Below are 12,776 nucleotides of genomic sequence, written 5' to 3'. Positions count from 1 at the left end.
ACTGAGCCGACGCACTCCCCGGAGGGGCGCATCCTGCAGAGGGTGCGCCCCTCCGTCGCGTCAGCGCCCGGTGACCGCCAGCAGCTCGTGCGCCGCGGCGCTGTCCGGGTAGCGGGAGATCACGCGCTCCAGATCGCGCCGAGCCGGAGCCGTGCGCCCGTCCGAGAGGAGCGTGCTCGCGCGCTCGAGCAGCGCCTCCGCCCGCAGCTCCACGGGACGCGCGCTGGTGACGGTCGGGCGCACCACGCGGTCGAACGCCTCGAGGGCGCCCTCGATCAGGCCGAGCTCGCGGAGAGCGACGCCGCGGCGGATGAGCACCGCGGCGGAGGCGGCGTCCACGTTCTCGACGGGCGCCGAGAACTCGGCCACGTCGCTCCAGCGGCGGCGGGCGGAGTAGAGGGAGGCGAGGGTCGACGCCGCGAGGGTCGACGGCTCCAGGGTCTCGACCGCCACGACAGCCGCGGTCGGATCCATCGGTGCTGCCAGCTCGGCGTAGAGCAGGCGCAGCGCCGCGGCGTCGAGCGGCACCTCCACGTCGAGGCCGCCGCTCAGCGGCAGGCGGACGGTCAGCGCGATCCCGTAGCGGCGGAGGAAGGAGTCGGCCGACGGGTCGTAGCGGATGCGCACCAGCCAGCCGGTGAGCCGCAGAGCGCGATCGTCGTCCGCGGAGTGAAGGGCGTCGCGGACGAGCTCGACGACGGCCGCGAGGCGCGAGCCCTCGGGGGAGCCGGTGGTCGCCGCGTGCAGGTCCTCCGCCGGCGCCCCGGCGCGCACGAGCCGGAGCAGGGGCGCCTCCCACGCCGGAGCGAGGGCGGAGGGGCGCACGAGACCCGGCCCGCCGGGCATGCCGAGCCAGCCGGACAGCCGGGAGCGGTGGTCCTCGGGGGAGAGCGGGTCGCCGACCGCCCGGAGCCGGGGGCGCACGAGGGCACGGAGCTCACCGCTCCGCCGGAAGCCGACTGCCACGGCCGATCCCCCTCCGCGTGCGACGGCGGCTGAGGACCGTCGATCCGCCGAGTCTACGGCGTCGCGCGCCGCGGTCACCCCCGAACGGGGAGCGACGCGCTGGCGGCGATCCCCCGCCTCCCGTCGTCGCCCCCCGGCGCTGTCAGGCGCCGATCGAGCCGGCCGTGCGCAGCGGCATCACGTCGGGCTTCTCGGCGGTGCTCGCGATCGTCACGACCGCCTTCTCCTCGTTCGAGCGGAGCACGGCGTCCATGATCTCGAGCACGTGCAGGGCCACGCGGCCGGAGGCGCGGTGCGGGCGGTCCTCCGCGATCGCCTCTGCGAGGTCGGCCAGTCCCACTCCGCGACCGGTGTCGATCACGCCGGCGGAGTCGGGGACGACCCGCCAGTCCTCGTCGCGGACGGCGACCTCGACCGGGTCCGAGAACATGTTCGGGTCCGGGACCGAGATGGTGCCCTCGGTGCCGTAGACCTCGAACTTCGGGGCCCGGCTGCGCCAGACCTCGAAGCTCACGGTGACGGTCGTGGCGACTCCGCTCGCGTGCTCGAGAAGCGCGGTGATGTGCGTGTCGATCGTCACCTCGATCGGCGTGCCCGCCTTCGGCCCGGTCTCGATCGTGCGCGGGCGGTCGGAGCGGGTGGCCAGGCCCGTGACGCGGACGACCGGCCCGAAGAAGTGCACGAGCGCCGTCAGGTAGTACGGGCCCATGTCCAGCAGCGGGCCGCCGCCGGGCTGGTAGTAGAACTCGGGCGCCGGGTGCCAGCGCTCGTGGCCGGGAGCGGCCCAGTGCACCTGCGCGGCGATCGGGGTGCCGATCGCGCCGGAGTCGAGGGTGAGGCGCGCGGTCTGCACGCCGGTCCCGAGCACCGTGTCCGGGGCGCTCGCGAAGCGCAGGCCCAGCTCGTCCGCGAGGTCGAGCATCGGCGCGGCCTCGGCCGGGTTCAGCCCGAGCGGCTTCTCGGCGAAGACGTGCTTGCCCGCCTTCAGGGCGCGGGTGCCGATCTCGACGTGCGCCGCCGGGATCGTGAGGTTCAGCACCGCGTCGATCTCCGGGTCGTCGATCAGCGCGTCGACGGTGAGGGCGCGGACGCCCTGCTCGTCGGCGACCTGCTGCGCCCGCTCCTGGTTCAGGTCGGCGACCGCGACGAGGCGGAGGCCGGGGAAGGTCGGGAGGTTCGCGAGGTACTGCTCGCTGATCTTCCCGACGCCGATGATGCCGACTCTCAGCGGGACGCCCACAGCATTCCCCTCTCGATGATCGTGCGGACGTTGTCGTCCTGGAGGATCTCGACGCGGTGGCCCGGCGTCGAGACGAAGATGCGGCCCTCGCCCCAGAGGCGGGTCCAGATCGCGGGGGAGGTGATGGGGCGCTTCCACGGGTCCCACGGGCGGACGGCCTGCGTGGTCGTGGCGAGCACGTCGTTGTAGTCGTCGTGCAGCACCCAGTACTGCTCCGTGACCAGCTCGAAGTCGGTGATGCCCTGCGTGATCGGGTGGTCGGCGGCGAGGGCCGTCATCTCGATCGTGTGCGGCATGTAGTTGTCCGACTGCTCGCCGGTGCGCTCGTCCGGGTGCTTGCCGGGGTGCGAGGCGAACTGGCCGCCGATCAGCTGCAGGTAGTCGGAGTTGTCGCGGTAGGAGTCGGCGATCCCGCCGTGCCAGCCGGCGAGGCCCGTGCCGCGCTCGACCGCCGCGCGGAGGCCCAGGAACTCCTCCCACTGGATGGAGGTCATCGTGTTCGACTGCACGATCAGGTCGACCGTCCGCATGTACGCCTCGTCGGCGTACACGGCGGTCGACTCCTCGACGCGCACGTCGTAGCCGTTGTCGCGGAGGAACGGCAGGAACAGCTCGGTCGCCTCGACCGGTTGGTGGCCGTCCCAGCCCCCTCGGACGACGAGGGCCGTCTTGCCGGGAGTGGTCGGGGAGTGGTCGGTCATCGTCGTCCTCACGTGCGGGCGGATCGCTCCGCGGTTCGTCATCGAACAGGACTTGCGCAACTTCTGCGCGGGAGCCCCGGCGTCCGACCATCATGCACCGCGGTTCCCGGCGGGAGCAAGCCGTCCGCGCGCCGGTCCAGTTGCGAAAGTCGGTATCCGCTACGGTGAGCACATGCCCGACCACGACGACGTCTCCGGAGCGACCACCCGCCCGACCATGGCGCTCATCGCCGAGCGCGCCGGGACCAGCGTCCCCACCGTCTCGAAGGTGCTCAACGGCGGCACCGACGTCTCGGAGGCGACCCGTCTGCGCGTGATGGAGGCGGCGCACGCGCTCGGCTACCGCCGCCGTCCGCGCCTGCGCCCGCCGGTCGAGGATCCGCACTCCGCCCAGATCGTCGACGTCGTCGTCGGCCACATCGGCGGCACCTGGATCGGCCCGGTCCTCGAGGGCATCGAGGCCGAGGCCTCCGCCGCCGGGGTCGACCTGGTGCTCACCCGCGCCCGCGACGACGGCGCCTGGATCAGCCGCCTCCTCCGCCGCCCCTCGCTCGGCGCCATCGTGGTGCTGGTCAACGTCTCGGCCGCGCAGCTGCACCTGCTGACCACCGCCGAGCTGCCCGTCGTCGTCGTCGACCCCAGCACGCGGCCGCCGGCCGACGTCGCGAGCGTCGGCGCGACCAACTGGGACGGGGGCCGCATGGCCGCCGAGCACCTGCTCGACGCCGGCCACACCCGCTTCGGCGTCCTCGGCGGCACCCGCACCCAGCTCTACAGCAGCGCCCGGATCGACGGCTTCACCACCGCGCTCCGCGCCGCCGGAGTCGAGGATCCGCGCGTCGCCTACTGCGACTGGGACCGCGAGCTGGCCCGCGAGGCCGCCGGGCTGATGCTCGCCGAGCCGGACGCGCCGACCGCCTTCTTCGCCTGCTCCGACGTGATGGCGCTCGGCGTCTACGAGGCCGCCGACGACGCCGGCCTCCGCATCCCCCGCGACCTCAGCGTCATCGGCTTCGACGACGTCGAGGAGTCGGCCTGGGCGACCCCGCCGATGACCACGATCCAGCAGCCCATCGGCGAGATGGGCGCCATCGCCTTCCGGATGCTGCACCAGGCGCACCGGTCGGCGACTCCGCTCGCCTCGGGCGCCTCGGCCACCCGCATGGAACTCGAGACGCGCCTGATCCGCCGCGCGTCCGTCGCACCCGTGCGCGTCTAGCCCGCCCTCCCCGGGATCGATGCGTCACGATCGGCCCCTCTCCCGCGCCCGTGACGACCGTTCGTGACGCATCGACCCCGGTGGGCGCCGCGGAGGGCAGCGACCCGGGTCGCACCGCCTATGCTGCCCGGATGCGCAGCGCGACCGGGGGGATGGTGGTCGCGTCGTTCGTCTCGCGGATCCTCGGGTTCGTCCGGCTGGCGCTCCTGATCGTGGCGGTCGGCGGCACGAGCGCGTCGGTCGGCGGGCAGGTGTTCGAGGTCGCGAACTCCGCGCCCACCTACCTGTACGGGCTCATCGCGGGCGGGGTGCTCGGCGCGGTGCTCGTGCCGCAGATGGTCCGGGCGCGGGCCGACGGACCGGAGGGCGTGCGGACCCTCGAGCGGCTGCTCACCGTGTGCCTCGGCGGAGCGGCGCTCCTCACGGCCGCCTGCACGCTCGCGGCGCCGCTGATCGTCGGGCTCTACGCCGGGGGCTGGTCGGCCGACTGGGCTCTGCTCGCCACCCAGATGGCCTACTGGTGCCTGCCGCAGATCTTCTTCTACATCGTCTTCGCCGTCTTCTCGCAGCTGCTCAACTCCGCCGAGAAGTACGGGCCGGGCGCGTGGGCGCCCGCCTGCGCGAACGTGATCTCGGTGCTCGGGATCGCGGTGTTCCTCCTGATCCACCCCGAGGCGGCGTCGACGCCCGCCGACGAGTGGACGCCGGAGATGGTGGCGCTCCTGTGCGGCAGCGCCACCGCGGCAATTGTGGTGCAGGGGGCTATCGCGGTCGCGTTCTCGCGGTCCGTCGGCGTCCGCCTGCGGCCGCGCTTCGGCGTCGCAGGGCTCGGCGGAGTGTCGCGGGACGCGGTCTGGGTGTTCCTCGGCGCCCTCGTCGCGGAGGTGTCGTACATCGTCGTCTCGAACGCGGCGACGGCGGCCGGCCAGGCCATGAACCGCGCCGGCGTCGACGGGCCGAGCCTCAACTCCTTCTCGAGCGCGCAGCTGCTGCTCCTGCTGCCGCACGGCATCCTGGTCGTCTCCGTCGCCACGGCGATGTTCACGCCGCTCAGTCGGGACCTGCACCGCGGCGACCGGATGGCCGCGGCGGTGAATCTGCGGCGGACCGAGGACGCGGTGCTCGCCGTCACTCTGCTCGCGACGCTCCTGTTCGTCGCGGCGGCGCCACTGCTCACGCAGCTCGTCTTCGGCACACCGGTGATCGGCGGAGTCCTGCAGCTGCTCGCCCTGAGCCTGGTCGGCTTCAGCCAGACCTACGTCCTCAACCGGGCGATGTTCGCGCTGGGCCGGGCCCGCGACTCGCTGGCGACCCAGGTCGTCTCGGCCGTCGGCGTCGCGGCGGGGGCGCTCGTCGGCGGGCTCCTCCTGCCTGCCGAACTCGTCGTGCCGGCGATCGCGGGCGGCACCGCCCTCGGGACCACGGCCGCGTGGGGCCTCGCCCACTGGCTGGTCCGGCGCCGGATCGGCGTCGTGCCGCAGCCGACCCGGGACCGCCGCGCCGCTCTCGTCGCGGCGCTGGTCGCAGCCTGCGCGTCGGTGCCGCTCGGCCTGCTGCTCGCCGTGCCCGCCGACCGCCTCGCGGCCGGCGCCGTGCTGCTGCCGGTCGGACTCGCGATCACCGCCCTGTTCGTGGTCGTGCACCGGGTCGTCGGCGGGCGCTGGCTCTGGTCGCTGGTGCTCGCGCCGCTCTGAGGGGCTGCGCGTGCGGTCCCGCGGCCCCCGCCCTCAGTGCCCCGCGCCGAGGTTCCCGGCGAGGCGGCCGTGCATCCGGGTGGAGGCGTCGTTCATGCCCGCGATCACGGCGCGGGTGCCGTGGCGCTCGTACTTGGTCGTGACGGCGTCCAGCGCGGCGACGGTCGAGGCGTCCCAGATGTGGGAGCCGGAGAGGTCGATCACGACGTGCGCAGGGTCCTCCGCGTACGAGAACTGCGTGGTGAGGTCGTTGCTGGAGGCGAAGAACAGCTCGCCGGTGACCGTGTAGTGGGCCGTCGATCCGTCGGCCGAGAGGGTGCGCTCGACGGTGGCGAAGTGGGCGACCCGGCGGGCGAAGACGACCATGGCGGCGAGGACGCCGACGACGACTCCGATCGCCAGGTTGTGGGTGAGGACGACCACGACGACCGTGGCGATCATGACGACCGTCTCGCCCACGGGCATCCGCTTCAGGGTCGACGGGCGGATGCTGTGCCAGTCGAAGGTCGCCACCGAGACCATCACCATCACCGCGACCAGCGCGGCCATCGGGATGATCGCGACGAGGTCGCCGAGCGCGACGACGAGGATCAGGAGGAACACGCCGGCGAGGAAGGTCGAGATGCGGGTGCGGGCGCCGGACGCCTTCACGTTGATCATCGTCTGGCCGATCATCGCGCAGCCGCCCATGCCGCCGAACAGGCCGGAGAGCACGTTCGCGGCGCCCTGCCCGAGCGACTCGCGGGTCTTGCGGGAGGGGGTGTCGGTGATGTCGTCGACGAGCTTCGCAGTCATCAGCGACTCGAGGAGTCCGACGAGCGCCATCGCGACGGCGTACGGCGCGATGGTCGTGAAGGTCTCCCAGGTCAGCGGTACGTTCGGCAGGAACAGCTCGGGGAGGCTGCGGGGCAGCTCGCCCTGATCGCCCACGGTGGGGACGGCGACCGCCGTGACGACGACCGCCGCGGTGATGAGGACGATGGCGACGAGAGGCGCCGGAACGGCCTTCGTCAGGCGCGGCATCACCACCATGATCACGATGCCGGCGGCGACCAGCGGGTAGACCAGCCAGGGCACTCCGATCAGGTTGGGGATCTGCGCCGAGAAGATCAGGATCGCCAGCGCGTTCACGAATCCGACCATCACGCTGCGGGGGATGAAGCGCATGAGCTTCGCCACTCCGAGCAGCCCGAGCACGATCTGGAACACGCCCGCGAGGATCACCGTCGCGATGAAGTAGTCCATCCCGTAGTCGCGGGCGACGGGGGCGATCACGAGGGCGACGGCGCCGGTGGCGGCGGTGATCATCGCGGGGCGGCCGCCGAGGAACGCGATCGACACGGCCATCACGAACGACGAGAAGAGGCCGACCCGCGGATCCACGCCCGCGATGATCGAGAACGAGATCGCCTCGGGGATGAGCGCGAGCGCGACGACGAGGCCGGCGAGGACCTCGCGGGTCAGGATGCGGGGGGTGCGCAGCGCCGTCATCACGGTGGGCTCGGCGTGCGGGCGGGCAGGGGTCTTCGAGGCGAGGGCCATCGCGGCGGCTCCAGGGAGTGGGAGGGGTGCTCGACGAGGAGCGCGGAGGGCTGCGGCATCGGGTCGGCGGAAGCGGGCGGGGATGCCAAGCTTGCAGAGGCGTGTCAGCAGCACGGGCAACCCTACCCTCACGTAAGGGTAGATCTGAAGGGGTGAGCAGGATCGGCACCATGCACATCGGCGAGCTCGCCGAGCGGACCGGCCTCTCGCTCCGGACCCTGCGCCACTACGACGAGATCGGCCTCGTGAAGGCGTCCGGCCGCACCGAGGGCGGCTTCCGCCTCTACACGTCCACCGACTACGACCGCCTGATCCTCATCCGCCGCATGAAGCCGCTCGGCTTCTCGCTGGAGGAGATGGCCGCGCTGCTCCGCGTGATCGACACCCTCGAGGCTGAGGGCGACGACGCGCCGGCCGAGGTCCGCGCGCAGCTCGACGGCTTCGTCGCGCAGGCCCGCGAGCGCCGCGAGGCGCTGAGCGCCCAGCTCGCGATGGCCGACGAGTTCGTCGAGCTGCTCACCAGCCGCTGAGCCCGGCCGCCTGCGCGATCGATGCGTCGCGAACGGCTCCCGTTCGCCTCCGATGACGACCCTTCGCGACGCATCGGATCCCCGGGAGCACGGGAGAGCCGCTCAGGTCGCGCTCGCGTCGGGCAGCTGCTCCGGGCAGTCGCCGCCCGGCTCGGTGGCGAGCTCGAAGTGCCAGATCTCGTTCGCGTAGATCTGGCAGAGCCCGTAGTCGGTGCCGTGCTGCGCGAGCCAGCTGTCCGCGTCCGTGTAGCCGATGTCGACCGCGCCGCCGGTGAGGTGGGCGGAGGAGGTGACGGATGCGACGCGGCGGCCCGCCTCCTCCGCGCAGTACTCGCGGACGGCGTCGTCGACCAGCGCCTGCTGGTAGCGCTCGCTGCGCCAGCCGCTGGTCACCACGAAGGGCACCTCGTCGGCGGCCGCGTCCGTGGCGGCGGCCTGGACGGCCGCGCGCAGGGCGGGGTCGAGGCGGGCGATCGCCGGGAGGTCGTCGGCGAAGGGCGAGACCGACTCGCCCTCCTCGATGTAGCCGTCCTCGTCGCCGAGGGGGTCGGAGAAGAGCTCGGCCGCCGCGGGCGCGCTGCCGCGCCGCTCGCTCAGGAGGGCCCACGACGCCGCTCCGAGGAGGGCGGCGAGCAGGACGACGGCCAGGGAGGCGGCGATCACGGCGGAGCCGGCGCGGCGAGGGCGGTGAGGGGAGACGAGAGTGGAGCGCATGCAGCGAGCACACCAGGGGAGGGGTGACGGGAGCGTCAGGGCCGAGCAGACGCCGACCATACGCCGGGAGGGGGGAACCGCACCGTCACCGTGAGCCCGCCCTCGTCGCGGGCGTCGAGGCGCAGCTCGCCGTCGTGCACCTGGACGATCCGGGCGGCGAGCGCGAGCCCGAGCCCGGCGCCGCGCGGGCCCGCCCCGCCCGCGGTGCGTCCGGCGCCGCGCACGAAGGGCTCGGTCATCGTGGCGAGCAGCGCGTCGGGCACCACCGGTCCGGTGTTGACGACCGCGACCTCGACCGCTCCGTCGGGGGCCGTCCGCGTCGCGACGACCACCCGGCCGCCCTCCGGCACGTTGTGGCGGACGCCGTTCAGCACGAGATTGCCGAGCAGCTGCCGCACCAGCACCGGATGCCCGTCGAACGAGCCCTCGCCCAGCTCGTCGACCACGACGATCCCGGAGGCCTCGGCCAGCGGGCGCAGCTCGTCGACGACGTCGGAGGCGGTCTCGGCGATGTCGACGGGCTCCCGGAGGAGCGGCTCGGACGAGTCGAGGGCCGCCAGGGCGAGCAGCGCCTCCACGATCTCGGTGCCCCGCCGGTTCGTCTCGTCGAGGCGCCGGAGCGTCTCGCCCGGGTCGCCGCTCCCGGGATCGGCGAGGGCCGCGTCGAGGATGCTGCGCGCGATCGCCTGCGGGGTCCGCAGCTCGTGCGAGGCGTTCGCCGCGAACCTCCGCTGCTCCGCGAAGGAGCGCTCCAGTCGCTCGAGCATCGAATCGAAGGCGTCGGCGAGCAGGCCGAACTCGTCGGGTCGGCCCCCGAGCCCGACCCGCCGGTCGAGCGAGCCGGCGGCCACCTCCCGGGCGACCGCGCTGATCCTCGCCAGCGGGCGCAGGATCCGCCCGGCGAGGAACCAGCCGCCGATCAGCCCCACCACCGCCAGGGCGAGGAGCACCTGCCACACCCGCGGGAGGAGTGCCTCGATCAGGTCCGTGCGGCTCGGCACGAAGGGGCCGCCCGCGTCGATCTGCTCGTCGGGCACGAAGCGGAGGACGTAGAACAGCAGGGCGATGAGCGCTCCGCCCGCGACGAGGAGGAACCCCGCGTAGCTGAGGGTGAGGCGGAGGCGGACGCTCACGGTGCCGGGGCGCCGGGGTCGACCATCCCGTAGCCGACGCCCGGCTCGGTGCGGACGACCCAGGGGTCGCCGAGCCGCTTGCGCAGCGAGGAGATCGTGATGCGGACGGCGTTGGTGAACGGATCGGCGTTCGCGTCCCAGGCCCGCTCGAGCAGCGTCTCGGCGCTCACGATCCCGCCGCGCGCGGCCATCAGGACCTCGAGCACGGCGAACTCCTTGCGCGTCAGCGCCACGTAGCGGTCGCCGCGGTAGACCTCGCGGCGGAACGGATCGAGCCGGAGCCCGGCGAACTCCAGCACCGGGGGCGCGCCCTCGGCCGGCCGGCGCGCGACGGCCCGCAGGCGCATCACCACCTCGCGGAGGGCGAAGGGCTTGGTGATGTAGTCGTCCGCCCCGAGCTCGAAGCCGCGCACCTTCTCGTCGAGCCGGTCCGCCGCGGTCACCATCAGCACCCGCACCGGCAGCGCGTCCGCGACGATCCGCCGCAGCACCTCGTCGCCGGGAATGCCGGGCAGGTCGCGGTCGAGCAGCACGGCGTCGTAGTCGGTGACCGCCAGCTGCTCGAGGGCGGTCTCGCCGTCGGGGGCGATGTCGGCGGCGATCGCCTCGAGGCGCAGCCCGTCGCGCACCGCCTCGGCGAGATAGGGCTCGTCCTCGACGATCAGCACGCGCATGCCGTCATGCTACGGACCGGGGCGTATGGCGGGCGTCTGGTCTCCCGGGGCTCGGCCGGCGGCTCTCAGCCGCGCGGGCCGCGGGCCAGCAGGGCGTGCAGCAGCGGCAGCGCCGACGCGATCATCAGCACCGTGCCGAAGCCGCTGTCGTCCGGGCGCACGACGGCGCCCGCGATCAGCAGGCCCGCGAACAGCACGGCCGAGTTCACGCGGCGGACGGTGCCCTCGAGCCGGTTCAGCCGGCGCTCGATGGTGGGGACGGTGACCGCGAGCTCGCCGTCGTCGAGGGTCGTGACGAGCTCGTCGAGTCGGCGCGGCAGGCGCCAGATCAGGCCGAGCGTGTCGACGGCCTGCTTGCCGACGTCCTGCACGACGGAGCCGCGCTCCTCGCGGATCAGCTGCTGCGCGTAGGGCTCGACCGAGTCCCACAGGTTGAAGGCCGGGTCGAGCGCGCTGCAGACGCCCGAGGTCAGCGACATCGCGCGGATGACGAGCAGGAAGTTCTCGGGGAGCTGGAACGGCAGCGCGCGCACGACGTCGCCGAACTGCACGGCGAAGTCGCGGAACTCGCGCGGATCCACCTCCCGCAGCTCGGCGAAGCCCATGCCGCCGAAGCGGGCGAAGAGCTGCGTGAGCGCCCGCTCCAGCTCGCGGGAGTCGGCCGAGGGGAGGAGGACGCCGACCGCGCGGGCCGCGTCGACGAGCCCCTTGCCGTCGCGGGAGGCGGCGGCGATCAGCATCCGGCGCAGGCCCGCGCGGGTGCTCGGCGGCACCTCGCCCATCATCCCGAAGTCGATGAAGGTGAGGCGCCAGGGCAGCTCGCCCCCGGGGGTCGGCGTGACGAAGACGTTGCCGGGGTGCGGATCCGCGTGGAAGTAGCCGTTGGTGAAGAGCTGGTCGAACATCACGGCCGCGAAGACCGGAGCGACCTCCCGCGGGTCGATCCCGGCGGCCAGCAGCGCGGCGTGATCGGTGATCTTGATCGCGGTGACGTCCTCGAGCGTGAGGACCTTGCGGGTCGAGCGCTCCCAGACCACGTCCGGGACGGCCACCCGGGCGTCGCCCGCGAAGTCGGCGGCGAAGCGGACGGAGTTGGCCGCCTCCTGCAGGTAGTCGATCTCCTCGAGGCTGGTGACCGCGAACTCCTCGACGAGGGCCGGGGCGTCGACGCGGTCCGAGACGAGGCGCACGTGGCTGAGCCAGCCGCCGACGCGGCGCAGAGCCGCGAGGTCGACCTCGACGATCTGGTCGATCCCCGGCCGCTGCACCTTCATGATGGCGGCGGAGTAGCCGGTGTCCTCGGCGTCGACGGGGGAGAGCCGGGCGCGGTGGGCCTGCCCGAGAGAGGCGGCGGCGACGGGCGACTCGTCGACTCCGGCGTACGCGCGCTCGAGCGGCAGCCCGAGCTCGGACTCGGCCAGCGCCCGGATCCGCGGGAACGGGACGGGCGGGACCTCGTCCTGCAGCCCCTCCAGCTCGCGGGTGATCTCGGGCGGCAGCACGTCCAGGCGCGACGACATGAACTGGCCGACCTTGATCATCAGGCCGCCGAGGTCGACCGCGAGCACGTGGAAGCTGCGGGCGAAGCGGCGCATCCGGCCGGGTCGGGTGCGGAGCGCGACGCGCGTGAGCCCCACCCGCGGCAGGAGCAGGTCGAAGAACCAGGTGACCGCGAGATGCCACGCGGCGAAGCGGAGGATCCGTCGGTAGCGCCGCCGGTCCTCCCGCTCTCGGTGGCCCGGGGCGGCAGGACCCGGGCTGACCGAGGCCACCCGGGTCAGTCCTGCGCGAGGATCGCGTACAGGCGGCGGCGCACGTCCTCGAGTTCGGCGACGGCCTTGCGGATCTGCTCGGGGGTGCCCGAGCGTCCGACCTGGGCCGCGGCCTGGGCGAGCTCGAGGCCCGCCTTGGGCAGGGCGCCGAAGTCGACGTGGTCGGAGTCGTTCCACGGGGTCGAGGTGCCGTGCTCGGCGACCGTCGCGCGGCCGGCGTCGGTCAGCGTGTAGGTCTTGCGGCCGTTCTGCTCGTCGGCCGTGATGAGGCCCTCGTCCGCGAGGAGCTGGAGGGTCGGGTAGACGGAGCCGGGGCTCGGCTTCCAGTCGCCTCCGCTGCGCTCCTCGATCTCGCGGATGATCTGGTAGCCGTGCATGGGCTGCTCGGCGAGGAGCGCGAGCACCGCGGTGCGCACGTCCCCGCGGCCGACCCGGGAGCCGACGCGCTTCTCCACGCGGGAGCGGGCCTGCTCCATCGCGCGCCAGATGCTCTCGATGGGCGTGCCGGTGCCGAACGCGCCGGTCGATGACGATCCGTTCATGATGACCTCCTGTTTCTCCGAACGATACTCAGCGATATGGGTGGCGACT

Annotated in this window: 12 protein-coding genes; 3 read left to right on the top strand and 9 right to left on the bottom strand. The window is 73.4% G+C overall.

All coding sequences use genetic code 11. The features are described 5' to 3' along the window. Positions 1–60 precede the first annotated feature (60 nt). The 3 genes from C5C10_RS11395 to C5C10_RS11385 all read right to left on the bottom strand — a co-directional run bounded on the left by C5C10_RS11395 (position 61) and on the right by C5C10_RS11385 (position 2,907). Positions 61–966 (bottom strand): tol-pal system YbgF family protein, encoded by a 906-nt coding sequence (locus C5C10_RS11395; RefSeq protein WP_104329275.1) that lies wholly within the window; start codon positions 964–966, stop codon positions 61–63. Between the two features lie 142 nt (positions 967–1,108). Then, complete coding sequence (locus tag C5C10_RS11390) at positions 1,109–2,206, bottom strand: Gfo/Idh/MocA family protein (protein ID WP_104255953.1); 1,098 nt, start codon at positions 2,204–2,206, stop codon at positions 1,109–1,111. Then, positions 2,191–2,907, bottom strand: a complete 717-nt coding sequence (locus C5C10_RS11385; RefSeq protein WP_104227162.1) for a ThuA domain-containing protein — start codon at positions 2,905–2,907, stop codon at positions 2,191–2,193. The genes C5C10_RS11390 and C5C10_RS11385 overlap by 16 nt, the downstream gene beginning before the upstream one ends. A gap of 172 nt (positions 2,908–3,079) precedes the next feature. On the opposite strand from C5C10_RS11385, the gene C5C10_RS11380 reads away from it, so the two are divergent. After that, positions 3,080–4,126: a LacI family DNA-binding transcriptional regulator gene (locus C5C10_RS11380; protein ID WP_104224297.1), complete on the top strand. Its 1,047-nt coding sequence runs from the start codon at positions 3,080–3,082 to the stop codon at positions 4,124–4,126. 131 nt (positions 4,127–4,257) lie between these two features. Then, positions 4,258–5,820 (top strand): murein biosynthesis integral membrane protein MurJ, encoded by a 1,563-nt coding sequence (gene murJ, locus C5C10_RS11375; protein ID WP_146082159.1) that lies wholly within the window; start codon positions 4,258–4,260, stop codon positions 5,818–5,820. A 33-nt stretch (positions 5,821–5,853) separates the two neighbouring features. On the opposite strand, the gene C5C10_RS11370 is transcribed toward murJ, so the two are convergent. Continuing rightward, complete coding sequence (locus C5C10_RS11370; RefSeq protein WP_104329273.1) at positions 5,854–7,362, bottom strand: SulP family inorganic anion transporter; 1,509 nt, start codon at positions 7,360–7,362, stop codon at positions 5,854–5,856. A gap of 170 nt (positions 7,363–7,532) precedes the next feature. Here C5C10_RS11370 and C5C10_RS11365 point away from each other — a divergent pair, with 170 nt between their 5' ends. Beyond that, on the top strand, positions 7,533–7,892 hold the full coding sequence (locus tag C5C10_RS11365) for a MerR family DNA-binding transcriptional regulator (RefSeq protein WP_104224294.1): 360 nt from the start codon (positions 7,533–7,535) through the stop codon (positions 7,890–7,892). Positions 7,893–7,994: 102 nt separating this feature from the next. Here C5C10_RS11365 and C5C10_RS11360 read toward each other — a convergent pair whose 3' ends face one another. From C5C10_RS11360 to C5C10_RS11340, 5 genes are all read right to left on the bottom strand, one after another. Next, on the bottom strand, positions 7,995–8,606 hold the full coding sequence (locus C5C10_RS11360) for a D-alanyl-D-alanine carboxypeptidase family protein (RefSeq protein ID WP_104329272.1): 612 nt from the start codon (positions 8,604–8,606) through the stop codon (positions 7,995–7,997). A gap of 35 nt (positions 8,607–8,641) precedes the next feature. Further along, the gene (locus C5C10_RS11355; protein ID WP_104329271.1) at positions 8,642–9,739 is read right to left on the bottom strand and encodes a HAMP domain-containing sensor histidine kinase; all 1,098 of its coding nucleotides are present in this window, start codon (positions 9,737–9,739) and stop codon (positions 8,642–8,644) included. Continuing rightward, on the bottom strand, positions 9,736–10,413 hold the full coding sequence (locus tag C5C10_RS11350; protein WP_104282595.1) for a response regulator transcription factor: 678 nt from the start codon (positions 10,411–10,413) through the stop codon (positions 9,736–9,738). The genes C5C10_RS11355 and C5C10_RS11350 overlap by 4 nt, the downstream gene beginning before the upstream one ends. Before the next feature lie 65 nt (positions 10,414–10,478). Continuing rightward, positions 10,479–12,185, bottom strand: a complete 1,707-nt coding sequence (locus C5C10_RS11345; protein ID WP_104329270.1) for an AarF/ABC1/UbiB kinase family protein — start codon at positions 12,183–12,185, stop codon at positions 10,479–10,481. 5 nt (positions 12,186–12,190) lie between these two features. Further along, entirely contained in the window at positions 12,191–12,727 is a 537-nt protein-coding gene (locus C5C10_RS11340) for a PadR family transcriptional regulator (protein WP_104329269.1), read from the bottom strand. Positions 12,728–12,776: the final 49 nt, after the last annotated feature.

It is taken from the genome of Rathayibacter sp. AY1A3, assembly GCF_002930975.1.
Lineage (GTDB): Bacteria > Actinomycetota > Actinomycetes > Actinomycetales > Microbacteriaceae > Rathayibacter.
This window is presented reverse-complemented; position numbering and strand designations above follow the sequence as displayed.